This window comes from Ignavibacteriales bacterium, from assembly GCA_016700155.1.
In the GTDB taxonomy this organism is placed as follows: domain Bacteria; phylum Bacteroidota; class Ignavibacteria; order Ignavibacteriales; family Ignavibacteriaceae.
The window spans coordinates 2,589,604-2,607,335 of the sequence record CP065001.1 but is presented as its reverse complement, the minus strand read 5'-3'; the positions used below and the strand labels follow the sequence as shown (position 1 = coordinate 2,607,335).

General features: G+C 34.6%; 18 protein-coding genes. 7 read left to right on the top strand and 11 right to left on the bottom strand.

Features of this window, described 5'->3' with window-relative positions:
• Positions 1–80: 80 nt before the first annotated feature.
• The 4 genes from IPM56_11055 to IPM56_11040 all read right to left on the bottom strand — a co-directional run bounded on the left by IPM56_11055 (position 81) and on the right by IPM56_11040 (position 2,655).
• Complete coding sequence (locus tag IPM56_11055) at positions 81–410, bottom strand: DUF2190 family protein (GenBank protein QQS34799.1); 330 nt, start codon at positions 408–410, stop codon at positions 81–83.
• On the bottom strand, positions 410–601 hold the full coding sequence (locus tag IPM56_11050) for a hypothetical protein (GenBank protein ID QQS34798.1): 192 nt from the start codon (positions 599–601) through the stop codon (positions 410–412). Before IPM56_11050 ends, IPM56_11055 begins: the two co-directional genes overlap by 1 nt.
• 9 nt (positions 602–610) lie before the next feature.
• Complete coding sequence (locus IPM56_11045; protein ID QQS34797.1) at positions 611–1,534, bottom strand: major capsid protein; 924 nt, start codon at positions 1,532–1,534, stop codon at positions 611–613.
• Positions 1,535–1,662: 128 nt separating this feature from the next.
• Entirely contained in the window at positions 1,663–2,655 is a 993-nt protein-coding gene (locus IPM56_11040) for a hypothetical protein (protein QQS34796.1), read from the bottom strand.
• Between the two features lie 165 nt (positions 2,656–2,820).
• On the opposite strand from IPM56_11040, the gene IPM56_11035 reads away from it, so the two are divergent.
• The 3 genes from IPM56_11035 to IPM56_11025 all read left to right on the top strand — a co-directional run bounded on the left by IPM56_11035 (position 2,821) and on the right by IPM56_11025 (position 5,797).
• The gene (locus IPM56_11035) at positions 2,821–3,135 is read left to right on the top strand and encodes a hypothetical protein (GenBank protein QQS34795.1); all 315 of its coding nucleotides are present in this window, start codon (positions 2,821–2,823) and stop codon (positions 3,133–3,135) included.
• 44 nt (positions 3,136–3,179) lie between these two features.
• Positions 3,180–4,541, top strand: a complete 1,362-nt coding sequence (terL, locus tag IPM56_11030) for a phage terminase large subunit (GenBank protein ID QQS34794.1) — start codon at positions 3,180–3,182, stop codon at positions 4,539–4,541.
• Between the two features lie 101 nt (positions 4,542–4,642).
• On the top strand, positions 4,643–5,797 hold the full coding sequence (locus IPM56_11025) for a DUF935 family protein (protein ID QQS34793.1): 1,155 nt from the start codon (positions 4,643–4,645) through the stop codon (positions 5,795–5,797).
• A gap of 603 nt (positions 5,798–6,400) precedes the next feature.
• Here the strand turns inward: IPM56_11025 and IPM56_11020 are convergent.
• Together IPM56_11020 and IPM56_11015 are read right to left on the bottom strand one after the other, a co-directional pair.
• Entirely contained in the window at positions 6,401–7,120 is a 720-nt protein-coding gene (locus IPM56_11020) for a hypothetical protein (GenBank protein ID QQS34792.1), read from the bottom strand.
• Positions 7,121–7,993: 873 nt separating this feature from the next.
• Positions 7,994–8,266 (bottom strand): hypothetical protein, encoded by a 273-nt coding sequence (locus IPM56_11015; protein ID QQS34791.1) that lies wholly within the window; start codon positions 8,264–8,266, stop codon positions 7,994–7,996.
• A 90-nt stretch (positions 8,267–8,356) separates the two neighbouring features.
• Between IPM56_11015 and IPM56_11010 the strand changes: the two genes are divergently transcribed.
• The 4 genes from IPM56_11010 (at position 8,357) to IPM56_10995 (ending at position 13,122) form a co-directional block, all read left to right on the top strand.
• On the top strand, positions 8,357–8,809 hold the full coding sequence (locus IPM56_11010) for a hypothetical protein (GenBank protein QQS34790.1): 453 nt from the start codon (positions 8,357–8,359) through the stop codon (positions 8,807–8,809).
• Positions 8,810–9,281: 472 nt separating this feature from the next.
• Complete coding sequence (locus tag IPM56_11005) at positions 9,282–10,052, top strand: hypothetical protein (GenBank protein ID QQS34789.1); 771 nt, start codon at positions 9,282–9,284, stop codon at positions 10,050–10,052.
• Between the two features lie 271 nt (positions 10,053–10,323).
• Positions 10,324–11,562 (top strand): restriction endonuclease, encoded by a 1,239-nt coding sequence (locus tag IPM56_11000; protein QQS34788.1) that lies wholly within the window; start codon positions 10,324–10,326, stop codon positions 11,560–11,562.
• 303 nt (positions 11,563–11,865) lie between these two features.
• Entirely contained in the window at positions 11,866–13,122 is a 1,257-nt protein-coding gene (locus IPM56_10995) for an adenylate/guanylate cyclase domain-containing protein (protein ID QQS34787.1), read from the top strand.
• 136 nt (positions 13,123–13,258) lie between these two features.
• Here IPM56_10995 and IPM56_10990 read toward each other — a convergent pair whose 3' ends face one another.
• The 5 genes from IPM56_10990 to IPM56_10970 all read right to left on the bottom strand — a co-directional run bounded on the left by IPM56_10990 (position 13,259) and on the right by IPM56_10970 (position 17,679).
• A complete protein-coding gene (locus IPM56_10990) occupies positions 13,259–13,537 on the bottom strand; it encodes a T9SS type A sorting domain-containing protein (GenBank protein QQS38287.1) in 279 nt (92 codons plus the stop codon).
• 165 nt (positions 13,538–13,702) lie between these two features.
• Entirely contained in the window at positions 13,703–14,452 is a 750-nt protein-coding gene (locus IPM56_10985; GenBank protein QQS34786.1) for a 3'-5' exonuclease, read from the bottom strand.
• Between the two features lie 30 nt (positions 14,453–14,482).
• Positions 14,483–14,956 carry a hypothetical protein gene (locus tag IPM56_10980; GenBank protein QQS34785.1) on the bottom strand — a complete coding sequence of 158 codons (474 nt, stop codon included), beginning with the start codon at positions 14,954–14,956 and terminating at the stop codon, positions 14,483–14,485.
• 178 nt (positions 14,957–15,134) lie between these two features.
• Positions 15,135–15,830, bottom strand: coding sequence for a hypothetical protein (locus tag IPM56_10975; GenBank protein QQS34784.1), 696 nt, complete (start codon positions 15,828–15,830; stop codon positions 15,135–15,137).
• Between the two features lie 937 nt (positions 15,831–16,767).
• On the bottom strand, positions 16,768–17,679 hold the full coding sequence (locus IPM56_10970) for a DUF91 domain-containing protein (GenBank protein ID QQS34783.1): 912 nt from the start codon (positions 17,677–17,679) through the stop codon (positions 16,768–16,770).
• Between the last annotated feature and the right edge of the window lie 53 nt (positions 17,680–17,732).

Sequence of the window (17,732 nt, the reverse complement as noted above, 5' to 3'; positions counted from 1 at the left end):
GATGACATTTTTCAGCATGACACTATTAAGAGATCCCTCATCCCTTGACTGCAATAGCATTGAGGGGATTCGGGATGACATCAGACTAAAAGAATACGGATTAGTTCATCAGCACCGGATGAGGTGTCCATTGCAAAACCATTTGCTTCACCAGATGCGAACGTAACTGCTTTACCTTCTGCATTGGATTGAACTTTATCACCAACTGTGACTGTATCACCTGTAGTTACGAGTGCAATACCTTTTGACATAACCGGAGCTTGTTCTAATTCATCTGTTTCAGCGTTACAGACTCCTAAGGCTTTAACACCATTGCCGCAAATATCCCCGTCAAAACCTATGAAAAGATTTTTAGCAAGGTTAGCTGCTGCTTGTATTGAAGCAATTAAAATTGGTTGTTCGGTTAACATTATTTTGTCCTTTCAGTTTTTACTTTTTTCTTTTCCTGGACAATGACAGGTTGAACAACATTGTCACCGTGCAGGGTTAAATAAGGAGAGAGAGATTTTGCATCTTCATCGTTCAATTCGATCTTAGAACCTTCAGGAACTATCGAACCATTAATCATAAGGTCTGTATCTTTAATTATGTATGTCTTCATTCTCTCTCCTTAAGCATTTGTATCGTTTATCAAGTAACCTGCATCAGAGCCGACTACTTTAGGAATGAAAATATCTGTGTTACGGATGATCTCAACTTTTCCACCTTCAGTATATGAGTCAATCATCGGGTTATTTCTTTTCCTGAGCGTATATCCGAAAGCTGGTTCGTAATATGAGCGGGGAACATCTGTGTTAGCTTTGGGAACGTAAGCAACAATCGCATTATCAGACCAGATGTCAGTGAATACACCAGCATCAGTTGAATAGACTGCATCACCAACATACAACTCATCAAAATCAAGCAATGCTCTTAACAGTTCTGCTGTGATGATTGCCTGCTGAGTGTATTTGATTCTTTCAAGAACCGCAGGATGATTTTTAAGAGCGTTAAAAGCCGAAGGACCAAGAACACAAACATTAGGTCTTTGAGCAATCTTACCTCTTACTGCTTCTTTAGCAGCATCAAAAATGACAAATGGGTTTGAGGACGTGTTAGTAAATTTATCACCCGCAGCAAGTGTAACCTTGTTCCCCGTGGGATATGTGGCAAGGTTCTGTGCAATATCTGCGGCAAGTTTTTCGAGTCTTAAAGATATTCCATCAGTGACAACAGTAGTAGCGTGAAGTCTTGAGGGGAACACATCTTCTTCCTGCTCCCTGTAATCTATGGGATATTCGAGGTCGTGTTCGGTAAGGACGAAATCAATCTCTGTCCGGTTCTCAGGATTTATCCTGTTCGACTTTGCTCGTATGGCTCTTTCAGAATTATATATCTTGAAAGCCTCTTTTGTGAACTGAGGTATCTTACCTCCTTCTTTGCTAACTGTAACAATTGGAAAGAGTTTCACTGCCACGTGTGAAGCATTTGTGAAGCCTCTGGCAATGTTCGTAAGAACTGGGTCAACAATTCGTTTCTTTAGTAAAGTAGACATCGGAACTCCGGTAAATAATGGTAAATGTTAAATTTTCAAAGTTAAATGGTTAATGTTAAGTATTTAGTTTTCAATTGGTTATGTCGCATCATATTTTAGATTCCGAAACAAGTTCGGAATGACATTGTTCAGGGTGACATTACAGACAGTCTTTTTATAGCTGCGACGTATGTAAGGTTATCTTTTTTCATAAGTCCAAGTGCTTTTTTGTGTAATGCTTTTGAGTCTTCATTGACTGAATATCCGGCGAATTCATCTGTTAATATATTGTGCTCCTGCTCCGGTTTCTCCGCGAAGTTTTCATAGTAAATTAACTTCGGAAATGAGTAGATCAAATCTTTCATTAATGCATTCACTTCTTTAGAGAACTTTTCCTGCATAAATCCTTCACTGAAATTCTGAGCTTCCATATAGTTTGATATGTTCAGAATCTTTTCTTTTACGGCTGGGGTTAATGAACCTTCAGTTAATTTCTCATCCAGAAGAGTATCGAGTTCGTTCTTAGTTACTTTTGTCTGAAGTCTGTTTAGCTGATCGTTAATTTCTTTTAACTGAGACTGGAATTTTGAGTCTTTGTCAGTTGCGCTAAAATTGGAGATAGATGTTTTTAACTCATCAAGCTTTGAGATCAGAGAATTAAACTGAGTAGTATCAGGGACATTAGCAGGAGTATCATTTGTTTTAGAAATGTTTGAAGAGTCATTTTCATTCTCCAGGTTAAATTCATAGACTGTACTTGATGGCTGAGAGAATTGAATATCAGCAAGACCTTTAACGGCTGGGGCTGCACCACCGAGAAAACCAATATGTCTTAACTTTCCATCCTGAGTTAATGAGATACTTCTTTTCTTGTATCTACCTTCTTTTATTGCGTTAAGAAAATCGGGGTGGAGTTTATCATCAGGTGCATCCGCAACAAGTTTTCCTTGCGGGGTTACTTCGAGAGATGATACCCAGCCATAGGCGGGAGAGTTATCCTGTGGATGTCCAATTACAAGAGGGGCTTCATCTGTTTCGGGTTTGTAGTTCTGTGCTATGAAGTTTAAATCTTCGAGAGAGTAGTCTTTAGTTACTCCTTTGTCGCTGGTATGCGTACCTGTACTGAACACTTCAAATTTCATCGTATCGAATCCTTTCACATAAATAATTAAGGCTAAACAAATAAAAATCTTAATCTTATTAGGTAATAAAAGCATAAAACTTTAGAATGTCAAGATAATTTATTATATTACCTTATAATCTTAGGTATTGAAGACTATTTTCCTTATTTAATTAGGTAAGAGACTATGAGTAAGAAAGAAATTACAACAGAGAAGCAAATAGAGAAGCTGGCTACGTTCGGGTTAACGAATAAAGAAATTGCCGAAGCTTTGGGATACGATGACAACACCCTAAAAAGAAAATTTGAGATTTTTCTTACAAAAGGGAGAATGAATCTCAAACAACGATTAAAGAGAAAACAGATTGATGTAGCAATGGGCGGAAATGTGACTATGCTTATCTGGCTTGGGAAACAGTATTTAGGGCAGGCTGAAAAACTTGATGAGAATGGAGAGTATGAAATCGTTATCAATAGAAAAGAACTGACTGCGGGAAAATAGGCAGTATGCAATAGGCAGTCCACCACAGGCGGATAAATAGGCAAATGAAGAAACAAATACAAGTAGATATAACATATCACGAGAAGCAGAGGGAGATATTTGAGGATAGTTCCCGGTTTAAGGTAATTGCTAAAGGACGAAGATTTGGACTTACCCGAGGGTTTGCTTTGTATGTGATTGAGTCGATGCTTAATGGTGTTTCTCCAGTGTTGTGGGTTGATACTGTTTATGGGAACATTGATCGATATGTCGAAAGATATTTTCATCCGGTGTTGAAGCAGTTACCTAAGAAGAGTTGGCGGTATAGACAGAACAGGAATGAATTGCGTATTGGGAATTCCGTTTGTGATTTTAGAAGCGCTGATAATCCTGAAAACATTGAGGGGTTTGGTTATGCGTTAATCATTATCAATGAAGCGGGTATTGTTCTTAAGAATCGTTCTTTGTGGAATGAGTCTATCCTGCCGATGATTCTTGATTATAAGGCGGACGTTCTGATTGGTGGAACTCCGAAGGGCAAGGCAGTTAAGCGGACTGGAGAGAAGCATTTGTTTTATGAGCTGTTTCAAAGGGGTGAAATGTCAAATGTGAAACGTGAGACGGAAAACAACACACCCCTTTTGTTCCCCTCTCAAGAGGGGAAAGGATGGCGGTCTTTCAATTATTCGAGTTATGATAATCCGATATTGGATAAGAATGATATTGATGAACTCGTAAAACAAATTTCACCTGCTTTAAGAGACCAGGAAATTTTTGGAAAGTTTGTTGATAAGGAATCTTCCGGTATAATAAAAAGAGAGTGGTGGAGATATTATAAGCAAAGTGATGATCTTTATACACAACCTGTTTATAAAAAAGTTCAAAGCTGGGATACTGCTTTTAAGAAAAACCAGGAGAATGATTTTTCTGTTTGTACTACCTGGCTTTATGCTCTTGGCGGTTATTATCTGCTTGATGTATGGCGCGGACGAGTTGAGTTCCCGGAACTGAAACGTAAAGTTGTTGAGCTTGCGAAGATCCATAATGTGAATGAAATTCTTATCGAAGATAAAGCAAGCGGACAAAGTTTAATACAAGAGTTACAGCGGAATACTTCACTACCTATTAAACCTATTAAGGTTGAAAGTGATAAGATTGCGCGTGTGCATTCTGTCACTCCGGTTATTGAAGCGGGGAAAGTTTATCTGCCTGAGTCTGCGCATTGGCTTGAGTATTTTTTATCAGAGACTGAGGATTTTCCCGGCGGTGAGTTTGACGATGTGGTGGATTCGGTTAGTCAGTTTTTGAATTCGATTAAGGGAAAGAGTGCGGGAGATTATGGAAGCATAAGGCACGTAGGTAGAATTGCGATGAAGAGTAAGATTATAAGTAAGATAAAGAACAGGTTAAGAGCGAAAAACTTTTAACCACAGAGGCACGGAGACACAGAGGATTTTAATATCGATTTATGTAACAGATTCCTCAGTCGAGGACTCCTTCGGAATGACAGAAAGGAAAAGGAAAAAAGATGAATAGAAGTTTGATGCACCCGGTAGCGACTCGGGAACGGTTTGATGATTTGAGTAAAATGTATTCTTTTCTGCCGGACCCGGATACAATATTTAATGAGAATGATAATGATTATAAAATTTATCGTGATCTGTTAAATGATCCTCACCTTATTTCTGTCATTCAGCAGCGAAAGATGCAGGTGATGCAAATGGATTATCAAATCGACTATGAGGGTGACGTTAAAGTAAAAACGGATATTGAAAATGTTTTTGTGAGGTTGAATCTCTCCGAACTTATAAGCGATATAATGGACGCAATCTTTTTTGGTTTTGCTGTGCAGGAAATTAACTGGGTTAAGAAAGAGAATAAATTATTTCCGTGTGATATAATTGGCAAACCTCAAGAGTGGTTTATCTTTGATAAGAAGAATGAAATACGATTAAGAAAAATGAAGCACGGTTTTTATCTTTTTGAAGAAGGTGAAAAATTACCTCCGTATAAATTTATACTAACGCAACATAAACCTACTTTCACTAATCCTTACGGCGAAAAGATTTTGAGCCGGTGTTATTGGGCTGTGCAGTTAAAGAAAGGCGGAGTTGAGTATTGGCAGCTTATGATGGAGCGTTATGGTATGCCTTACCTTATTGGCAAATATCCAACTGGATTTACTCAGCCGCAGAAAGATGAGTTCCTGCAGCAGCTTCAGGATATGGTAAAGGATAACATTACAATCTTTGAAGAAAATCTTTTGATTGATATTAAAGAATCCCCGCAATACGATATAGGGCAGTTGTATGAAAATCTTGTAAAGTTTCATAACCGGGAAATAAGTAAGGCGGTTTTAACCGTTACGCTTACAACAGAGATTGAAAAAACTGGTTCTTATAAGGCAAGTGATATTCATAGAGAGATGTTGTCTTACTTAGGTGTTAGTGACAAGAAACTTGTTGAATCTACTTTGAATAAACTGATACGTTATTACTGCGAGTTGAATTATGGAGATGTGAGTTGTCCAAAGATAAGGCTTAATAAAAAAGAGGCTGTGATTGAGGAGAGTGCGGAGCGGGATAAGATATTATCAGAAATTGGTGTGAAGTTTACGAAGGAATATTTTAAGAAGAGATATAACCTTACGGAATCGGACTTCTCGCTGGGAGCGAATGATTAATGGTGAAGGTTAAATGATAAATGTTAAATGAAAGAAGATTCTGAAATGAACGTAGATCCCGAAACAAGTTCGGGATGACATTATTCGGAATGACTGATTGTTTGAATGGGTGAATGATCGACACACTTCGTCAGGCTCAGTGTGACATTGTGGGGGGTGTGCGAGAGCGCGAGCCACCCCCTGGGTAGTGATGAGTTACTAGTTTTGAGTTATGAATGAGATTCCTCACCCCTGGATTTAATAGCGTTGCGGGGTTCGGAATGACATTTCTTCTTTTGTCGTTTTGTTAATGATGAAAATGTAAAGACATAATTTTGTTTTTGGTTTTCGGGTTTCTTTTCCACTACCAATGAAAGTGTAGCTTGGGGTGCGGTGCACGAAGTGCCATGCATCCCCAAGCGGAACGTTGATTAACTGACAAGGTTCTGTGCCGAGTTTGCATAACCCCACATTATGCGATTTAGATAGAACTACAAAGTAAATGATAGAATTTCTTAGTTAGTTGCATAATGTGTGTTATGTACATCTGGCTGACAATGTCCCGTTTAACTGAGTCCTTCCAATGTAAGGTTAAAATGATCCTTCGACTGCGCTCAGGATGACTTATTCTGTTTTAATTTGTGTTCTAAAATATTGTTGATAGAACTCAGTGCCATAATATCTTTTAATCAGGTTTTCAATTTGTCTATGGTTCTCATCCGAAGTGATCCTGCTGTTCCAATTTCTCTGAAGTTCATTCCTTGACTCAACATTTCTTTTTATTTTATTCAATGAACTGCGTAAGCTGTCATTTTCAGTCCTGTATTTCTGTATTTGATTTAATAATTCTGATCTATCAGATGGAATACTTTCAAGTCTATCAATTCTTATCAGAAGCGATTTCTTTTCAGTATTTAGATTTTGAATCTTAGTAAACTGATATTTATCCGGCAACCAGGGTTTGGTTTCAAAGAAAGAGAGAAATGATGAGGTTTGAATTTTTTCATTCGGCTCTGTACCGTAAACAAAACATACACCGGATTGTATTCCATTTGCAGAAGAATACAATAACAAAATATTGGCTGTTATCAGTATTAACTTTGTAACAAAATTTGTTTTCTTAATAATTTTGTTCGTGATATAAATACCGAACAATATTGAAAGTGAAAGGGAAATAAGAAAGCAAAAAATGACATAGTCCGGAGTAGAAAATAGGCTGATGATTTTGTAAAGAATTCCTGTAAGAAGCCAGATGAGTAAAGCCATTGAAGACAGTGTCAATCCTTTTTTGGTGGTTATTAAACCATCGTCTTCAATTTGAATTTCATTTGTGACTGGTGACATTGTATAACACCTTGTAAAGTTAAACAAATGTTAATTAGCAGCTTTTGGATGAGCTGATTGTACACCATTTAATGGGATGAGTAAAAGAAAAACTATAGCAGAATGATTGAGAAAAATTCCCTGACTTTTGTGATTTAAATATAGTTGTTTTGTGTATAAAAGTATAATTGGGCTACGTATGAAGAGTGTTGTGAAAGCAAATTTGGAAAAACTTTTTACCGTTGAAGCAGTCCCGCCAGAGTTGAGCAGCTTTTAGGTTTGCGAAATTAGGTAAGGGTTGCTTAACAAAAGAAAAATAATGGCACATAGATGACACTGGTTGAACTGATTTACAATGATAAAAGAAAGCAACCTTTACCAGCAAACCGGGCGATTAGCAAAATGTAGTGAAGCTGTCACGTAACGGAGTGAAGTGTCAGCGTAACGAAATGGAGCTAATGGCAAAAGCAGGAACAATTTATAATGTACAGTTTATAATGTACAATGAAACATAAAGAAGATTCTGAAAAGAGCACAGATCCTGAAATGAATTCAGGATGACATTTTTCAGAATGACGTGAAGAGTGCAGGAAAAGTTTTTTGATTTGCTTTGAGTGGGGAAACATTGTGAAGCCCTCACTTGTAGAGTTGTGAGATTAAAGCCTGCCTGACCGCAGACAGGTTATGAGTTAAGAGTGATTGATATTTATGATTTTATGAATTAGATTTTATTTGGTAACTGATTGCTCGCTTACCCGTGCGACAGTCATAAAAAAGTTACCTGGAACCTCCGCCCGTAACGTTCCTGCCCGGCGTTGCGGGCATCCATTTTTTAAACCGATTGTTAATAATTAGAAACTGTAGTGGAGTGGTCCTCTACAGCCAAGGTTGATCTTAGCCAATGAAGGGATTTAGTCTTCTTCCGCAATCACCGTAGCCTGTGAAATTTGGTTTTCTGTTGGGCTTGATGTGTCCGTCTTTTACAAGTTTGAATAACATATATTTAAGGTGTGTACGTTCTTGCCGGCAGAAGCTGCAAGGGCAGTTGTAATCATCCATTTCATTCATTCTGAATAGTACTTCCGCATACAGTAAATACCAGTAGTCGACATTTTCCGGTTCGATCTTTCGTTTGAATAATCTTGATCTAAATTGTTTTCTTTCCATACCATACAAATGTATGGTTCTGTTAAATTAAAGGAAATACCATACAGGATTAATTTTGAATTATGAATGTTGAGTTTTTAATTAAGCTATATGAATATAATTTTTCTTGATATTGATGGGGTTATGAATTCAGAGAGGTATTACAGAAGGGTGAATATGAAAGCGCCGGACTGGGCGCGGTTTGATCCTGAGTCTGTGAGATTGTTAAAGTTATTGCTTGATGAGTTTGACGCAAGGCTTGTTATAACTTCTTCGTGGAGGTTTGGTGCTGCCGAAATGCTTAACAGAGAGTTGAACAGATATTCTTTGAAAAAGTATCTGCATAAAAACTGGAAGACCGATTTGATTGGCGCAAATGAAAGAGATAAGGAAATAAATTCCTGGTTAAAGAAAAGTATTGATGTGAAAAATTTTTTGATTTTAGATGATGTAGATAGTTATTCCGGTATTTTGAGAAACCATTTTGTTAAGACTGATATCAAAACCGGATTTGGTGTTAATGAGTTTGAATTGTGCAGGGAATTTTTTTTGAAGGGCGGGTAAATAATTTTAAGAACCTGAAACGAGTTCAGGTTGACACAATAAGTAGATAAACGCAAAGTAAGAAAAATAGTTGCCGTTTGTTTGGAATTAATTTATTGTTGGATAGCAGTTCTGCAAACCCCCCAATACTGACTAAATCATTTAATGCGGAATTGCTGTAAACCCCCCCATAGCCCGGTGACGTTCCTGCCCGGCGTCCCGGGCATTTTTATTTTAAATATTGAAAGTACTTATGAATTAATATAAGTTAGAGTTGATTTTATACGCCCCTTTGTTAGTACCGTAAATATCCCGGGGCAGTGCTTGATGGCAGGTGTACAGGTTATGATCGTATGAAAAGCAGTTCGGGAGAAATTAATAGTGTAAGTTATTTGGTTGATTGAGTCAACAAAAGCGGACAAGTATGCTTCCGCGTGCGTATGTAAGTCCCAGAGTGCAGGATATATATAAGCTATAAATCACTCGATTAAAAATGAAATATGATATTTCAATAATTGCTTATTTCGATATACTAGGTTTTAAGAATATTGTAAATCGAGGTCATAAAGCAAATGATGTTTATTCTATATTGGACAAATTTAGATTTTTTTCAAAACCTGACCACGAAATAGCTAAAGACTATGAGCAAAGTTTTTTTAACTTTTCTGATTGTGCAGTTAGAACGACCAAAATATTAAGCAGAGTAAACAAAAGAAGGCCAGTTGGACTGCTATTCTACGAATTGATTGATGTTTTGCATTTGCAGTTTGAATTAGTTCATAAAGGTATTTTTATAAGAGGCGGACTTACAATAGGTGAAATCTATAACAAAGACAATTTTATTTTTGGACCTGGTTTAGTATCAGCTTATGAATTAGAAAGTAAAGTAGCAATATATCCGAGAATTGTAGTGCCGAAAGAGCTTGTGGAAATGGTAAAGAATGTACCAGCATTGAAAGCATTTCATCACGGAGTTGATGACGAGTTAGAATATATTAATGGATTGTTAAAATATGATGTGGCTGGCTTTTATTTTATTGATTATATGAAAGCGAGTGAAAGCGAAATCGAACCAGAGGATTATTTAGCGTTTTTAATGACTCATAAAAATAATATAAAAGCTAATTTAGCGCTATATAATAAAGATGATAGTGTTCTACCAAAATATAAGTGGTTAAAAAGATATCATAATTCCTGTGTAAGAGAGATGTCTCAAGCATATTTTAAGAATTATGATACTGATAAAAGTGATTTTATTATATGATGTTTTATAACATCTTTAATAATTATAGAGACAATACAGTAAAAAGAAAAAAAATAGTGTGGCTCGAACATTTGACTAGAGTTCTTTAATAATTCGACAGCCACTATCAGTGACACTGAAAATAATGTTTCCATTCTAATTAAGTATTTTTCATACTGCATTCATTAATCACAAATTAAATGTAGTTGTTAACATTTGGCTTTGTTGTTTAAGATTACCGTTGTCGTGCTTGACAGCGGGTTAGGCGCAAGGCGTTATGCTGTTAAAGTATATGAGTGTAATAGATTTTACAGAATTAAAGGGTTATGTGAAGGGAGAGCATTTTGAAGCTCTCATAAGAGAAATTGCCAAGCAACTTGGTTTATCTGTAAGTTGGTCCGGAAGAGGTGCGGATGAAGGAAAGGATTTAATTTTTACAGAAATACGTAAGGGGGCGATTAGCAATAATGTCAGTAAATGGTTAGTTCAATGTAAAGATTTTAGTAAGACTGGAAAATCTGTAAATGAGAATGATGTGGGGGCTATTACGGATAAGGTAAAACAGCATAAAGCAGATGGATATTTGTTAGCTACAACAACTGTAGTAAGTTCTGGTTTAATGAAAAAACTAGAAGCCCTCGATATATCAAAGGGAGGAGAAATATTTATCAAAGTCTGGGATTATTCAGAGTTGGTTGGCTATCTAAGTCGTGAAGAATTTAAAGATATAACAAAACAATATCTTCCTGAGAGCTATAGAAACTTATCACTCTATGATTCTGTAGATGGTGCACTAAGTATTTTCAGAAAGAAGCTACCCGAAGATTCTTATAATAAAATCCAACAAATTATTAGAGAAACAGTATTAATAAAGGAATTACCGTCTGGAAATGCTGTATGGCCTTATTCAGATTCATCAAATATTATTGATAAGATTAATAAATATTTGGCAATTGGAGATTTTTCTAATGCAGCCAATGTAACACCCGGAATTGAATACGAAGCTTTTATGTTATTTGTTGAAAGACTAGCTGAATATGAGAATTCTTTAGCTTATGAATATTTACTTACACTTATTAGAGAATTGACAGAGCAAGATATTATTTTTAATTGTGTTAAATACATAATTGATAATTTTGAAATCTCACCTGACGTGAATATTGAGATATTATCACACCTTGATGATGAAGGAAAATCAATGTTGCTCGATGATCAAATTATGTCCGTTATTGATGAAAAAATAACTATGAATAGTTGTGATTATAATTTTTATTCCTATATCGATTCATTATCTACCAATACAACAATTGATGAAGTATATGTTGATTATATTAATTATGAAAGTGATTCTTTAGAAGAAATAAAGTTTAAAGGTCAATTATCTTTGCACTTAGAATTGTGCCATGGTTCAGGTTCTGATTCAGATTGTTTTTCCCGCACTGTTAAATGTAATTATAATGGCTTTATGGATGCCAATGGAATATATTTAAATGAAGTGGAAGTTGATGAGTCAGAGTTTGGTAAAGTGTAACAGCCAATCAACTTTAATAACTGAAGAGACAGTACAGTAAAAAGAAAAAAAATAGTTTGGTCGATCTGTTGAATAAAGTTCCCAAATAAATTGTATGACTTCGACAGATGAACTTCTAATTTTTAATTGTTAGATGAAAAGCCGTTTTGGTTGGTTGAGAGTTTAATTAGTAGTTAAAAGTGTCCCGATTATATCGGGATAAACCCACAGGAAATCTATTAAATAATTATAAACACGGCGTTGCGTTTTAACATAACACGCCGTTATACAACTTAATTATATAAAGTAATAAGGAAAATTATAATGAGTAAAAAGGTCTTTAACGAGGAATCAGCAAATCCTTTAAATCAAAAATTAGATGATCTAGAAAAGGTTATTCAGAAGAAAGATGAGCTTATTAAAGATGAAGAAAAAATTATTGGTGAGATAAGAGCTGGTTTTCAAAAACGAGTTGTTGTATTCGTTGATATGGTAGATTCTACAAAGTATAAAATTGAAAAAAAGGATGAGCCCGAAAAATGGATATTACGTGTTTGGCAGTTCTCGGAAATAATCAAAGAGTATATTGAAGAATGTGGCGGAAAGGTTGTAAAATACATCGGAGATGAATTAATGGGAATTTTTGAAAGAAAAACAAAGATTGATGATGCGTTAAGTTTTGTTATGAGAATAAAAGATATGGAAAAGAATCTATATGAAGTAACAAATGAAGCCACAAAAATAAAAATGGCATTAGATTATGGAGACGTATATCTAATTGAATATGAAGGACATTCTGAATTAGATCCACAAGGAACAGCCGTTGATAGATGTGCACGTATTGGAAAATATTGTAATCCTTCTACAATTTTAACTTCGTTTGAATTCCTAAATGAATGCTCATATCCTAAACAATGGAATATGGTAGGTGAAGTAGAATTGAAGGGATTAGGATTAACCAAGATATATCAATTTGGGGATAAAACAGTTATTATTGAAAAGAAAGTGGAAATAGCAGAAAATCATTTTGATAATTTAAAAAAGCAAATTCAAGAACTAACCAGTAGTAACCAAGATTTAGAAATTGAACTCAAAGATTGCCAATCGAAGAATTTAGAATTATTAAAAAAATTAAAGGATAAAAAAGAAGTTGTAGATAAAAATCTAAAAGCAGTCCCATCTTCAAAGGAAGATGAAAAATCAGAATTATGGCAAAAAGTAAGAAATAAAATATCCGATTTAAAAACTATTATTAGAGAGGCTGGCGTTCCTGAATATGAGTATGGTAGATTTTTATTTCTTTATATGCGAGATGAGGAAGATAAGTGGAATGTTTTTGAAGGTAAAAATTTTGATGCGACTTATGAAAGAAATCTCATCGAAACTGGTTCTGCTGATGGATATTATCAATTGAATACCGAAAACCGAAGAAATAAAAAAGCAATTTCTATAATGGATGAAATTGAAAAATATTTACAAAAGTATGTTGAAAAATATAGAGACGATGATGATGATTTATTTGATTATTCTCTATCAGACCCAGAATTTTGGAGCAATTATATATCAATAAATGTAAGCTAAAAGTTGTATAACATCTTTAATGAGTAAAGAGTCAATACCGTAAAAAGAAAAAAAATATTGCAGGTCGATCTTTTGAATGGAGTTCTTTGAATTACTGATCTAATTACGAAGTAAAGCCATTTGTCACAAAGAACAGTTATTTTAGATACAACATTTTTTGTGTTGAAGTGTGTTGTTGAGTTTTGAGTATATAAAAATAAATGCTTGAGGAGAGGGTTGAGGCATCGAATATTATTTTATGCGAGCCTGCTTGTTGGAATTCGTTTACCAGGGTTGTTATTTCATTTGCTAAAATATCATAAACTGCAAGTGTTACGAAATCAGCTGTTGGTAAATCATAATTGATTGTGGTTGTGGGGTTGAATGGGTTTGGGTATAACGTTGGAAAATGAGTTAGAATTTTTAAGCGTGTTATGAACTGTAAAGGAGTGGTCCTTTACAGCCTGGAATTGGTAAGTAGTGGTCTCCCAGAGGGACAGGCATTACAGCTTGACATTGGGATGAAACAGAACATACAGGGACAAGCATTACACGCAGGTGGAGTTATTTAGAAAAAGTTTTGGGATGAAATAATTTCAAATCAGATGTTAAGTAAGTTTCGGAGGATTGTTTTGGTGTCGGCGGGGAAGTCGGAGTTGAGCATCCAGGCGGCGTAGTCAGGGTGGGTGGTTACTTTCTTACCTATGTGTTTTCCGAAGTTGTAAACTATTTCGTTTGTTTCGTTGAATATGAGTTTGCCTGTGATGTCAGCGTTTCTTTTTTGTCCTTCTGTTGTATAGTTTGAGAGTCCTTCAACATCGGTGGGCAGGTCGGAGTATTTTTCAGTTTGTGAGAGTAGAATTTTTTTTGCTGCTATTGTATCTGCTTCTGCTGTGTGTGCGTCTGTTAGTTCTTCATTACAATAAAACTTTAATGCTGATGTTAAATCCCTTGGTTCTTTTTTCATAAAAATGCGCATAGGGTCTATCAATCTAATTCCTGTAATGTCAAACTCTACACCATATCTTGCAAATTCCATTCTTAGAAGAGGGAAGTCGAATTTAAGAAGGTTGTAACCGCATAAATCTGAACCGTCAAGAATTTCAAGCAGGGCAGAGGCTAAGGCTGAGAAAGTTGGTTTGTCTGCTACGTCTTTATCGGTTATACCATGAACGGCAGTTGCACCGGTAGGAATAGGAATTCCCGGATTAACTTTGGTGGTAAGAGTTTCTTCGCGGCTGTCGGGGTGTAATTTTAGTATGCTGATCTCAACAATGCGGTCCTGTGATATATCTGTGCCTGTTGTTTCAAGATCAAAAAAAACTAATGGGCGGGTCAAAACTAACGGCATAATGCATTCTCTTTAATTTATTTAAAAAACTTATCTGTACTGTCGTTTTTGTGCGTTGATGAGTGATTCTTTTAGTTGAAGTGGAATATCAATCACGATTATTTCTATGTTGAAATGATCTTTAAGTTTTGAGTACCAGGATTCACTGCCGGAAAAACTGCTTGCGGCTTCTGCATCTGCGAATACAATTCTCTTTCTGATTGTTTTGTTCTGCATTTTTTCTATAAGAAGCATTTTGAGTATGTCCTTCAAATCTTGTTGTGCTGCGCGACTTTCATTTTGCCAATGCGTGAATATATCGCGCACATAATTGGCGGGTTTTTCCGCCTTTGTTAAAAACACCGGCGGACAGGCTGAGTAGACATCAGACTGAAAGAGTGTCTCACCGATTAAAAGTTTTTTGCTTACGAGCTTTAAATTATTTTGTTGATTTAGCAATTGAAGAATTTCTGTGTGAGCTAATTGCTGTTCAGTTGAATCGAATGGATGGGGTTGCCTCAACATAAAAATATTTCCTGACGATTAAATAAATTTGTAATTCTGGATTGCTATAAAAGAACTGTAATGGAGTTTGTCGTTACAATCCTAAAATAAGCAATTATTTTCGACATAAAGGTCCTGAAGATTAATTAAATTAATGGAAGGACTATAAAATCAAAAATGAAATAAAATAATAGTTTAATTATAAGATTTTTTTATTATTTCTTTTGACATTATAACCAGCAAAAAAGAGAAAAGACAAAATCCCTGTGAACAAAGATATTAGAATGTTTTGTGCATACTCTGCCCACTTATAAGAACTAATATCATCAAATAAATTCCGATTCTGAGAATAAAGAGAATCTATTTTAGATCTAAAAACTTCAGTATTATTTTTTAATAAATTATATTCATATCTCAACGAATCAAGTGGAATTTCATCTTTAAATTGATAATTGAGTGTTTCTATGATGGCAATAGGATCTTTATAATTAGTACTAGAAACCGATGATTGAGGAAGAAATATGTAAATAAGAAACCCATAAATTGAAAATCTTTGTATAATTGCTATATAATTACCATATAAAAAATATTTATCACTTTTTCTTCTATAACTTAATTCAATAAAAATGGTTCTTGTTATAAGTAAAAAATAATAAAATATTAATATGATATGGGAAACAAGGTGATGTATTTGATAGAAAAGTAGAGCAAGAATTGGAAAGAGAAAAAACATAATAAATTGATCAACACGTGTGGGCAAATAATATGGAGGTATTTCCGGATATCTTGGATGCGCTGAATATCCATGATAGTTACGTAGTCTGAAATGCAATGAGAGAAGCAAATGAGGAATTGAAAGAATAATAAAATCAAAAAAAAGATCATTTGTTATCATTAAACCCTACGCGTTTTCTTCTTCTGCGGGTACCAAAGAAAAAATTTAATGTGCTAGCAACAACAAACGAATGTAAAATAATGAATAGAATATTTGGGCTATAGTTATCAAGAATTAATTTCCGTTGGTATGGTGTAGTTGAAAGCAAAGCCTCAATTTCAACAATTTGATTCTCCAACTCAACTAGCTCAGATTTAAGCGAATTGTTATTTAAGATTAGATTATAATGATATATAGAGTGAATTGAATCATCATTTTCTATTTGATTTAATCTATTAAAGTATAGTAATGGATAGAAAACAAAGAAGAAAAGAAAAATGATAATTATACCTAAAATATGATTTTGACGTGGAAGAGTCATTTGTACAGCCTATAAATTCTGTAGTCATAATCGAAATTGTAGGATAACCAAAACATATAAAAGAATGATAAAGAAGCTACTAAAGCTAGAAACGAAAGAACTAAACTTAAAAATGGATAAAAAAAAGTATACAGGTACGAAACATAAATTGAAAAAAAACAAGGTAAGGAATAGAAAAAAAATTTCTCAAATCTAGATAAAAATGGAAATCTTGGAAAATAAATTTTCGGATCAGGCTGAAAGGGAATAAAGAGACTTATTATTATAGCAAAAATTAGAATGATATTAGTGATTAGCGGCATACTTTAAAAATTGTTTGATAAATTAAATATTTTGAAGTTGTTGTGATTCTTAAATGTTGAATACAAATCCATAATACAAAAATTAAGTTATTAAAATTAATATTTATAACGCAATTATAAGCTTTACAACTGCACTAAATTTAGAAATATCTTCTGCAAAACTTTTTCTAAAGATATAGATATTTTAGAAATTCCATTGTTTTTTACGGATTGATACTCCACTTCAACGGACTTCTTTAATATAATTTTTGACTGTATTTATTAAAATGTATTATCAGCTTAATTCATAACTTTTTAGGATTAAGGGTTTTGCTTTTTCTAAATCTTCGGAGTTATTTATTCTTACTTCAAGGTTTCCGATTCCGTGATGACCGATGTTTGATACATCTTTAGTGAAGCCTTTCTCGAATTTTATTTTACGCAAATCAGCATGTACCCACATCTGTATTGTATTACCTCTTGGCTGAAAAGCAAATGATGCAAAGGTTTTGATTTTCTTAAAAGCAAAATACCATTTCATTTTTTTTAACTGGATTCCATCACCAAGGTTATTTATAAATTGCGTCAGTTCTTCAAACCTGTTTTTTAAATCATCGCTACAGCCTTCGTAAAATTCAGCTACTGTTTTATATTTTTTTATTTCCGGAGCTTGTTCTTTTGTTTTTTTCTTGGCTTTTGATGCCTCTGATTGTACTGATACAAGTTCAAAGAGAAGAAGGTTATCGAATTTTTTATAACGAATGAGTTCAATGTTGCGGTTCATTTGTTCTACTGCGTGGCTGTCATAACGGGTGTAATCACCCGCTATACAGATCAGACGAGAGTTAGACCATTCAATGTTATTAGCAGATTCTTTTCCTTTTTTGTTCATCACGAGTAGCTGGAATTCTGCTTTGTGATCGAGGAGCCAGTCGAGATAGTATAAGCCCTGGGTTACGACATTCTGATTAGTTTCTCTTTTGTATTCGATGATAACAGGGCAATTGTTTTCATCAATACCAAGTGTGTCTATCCTGCCGGTAGTTTTATGACCGGTTGAATATTCGCTTTGAAGGAATGTCACTCCAAGAAAAGTATCGAGATTTTTTTCGATAAGAGTTTGAAGTGTCTTTTCAACTTTCACAGAACTACCATCGAGTTCGATTGCTTTGTTGTTAGTTATGTTAAAGAGTTTTATGTCTGGCATCGTGTTTTTACTTTATTAAAATAGTTGAGTTGATGTCACGAAATTATGCATAA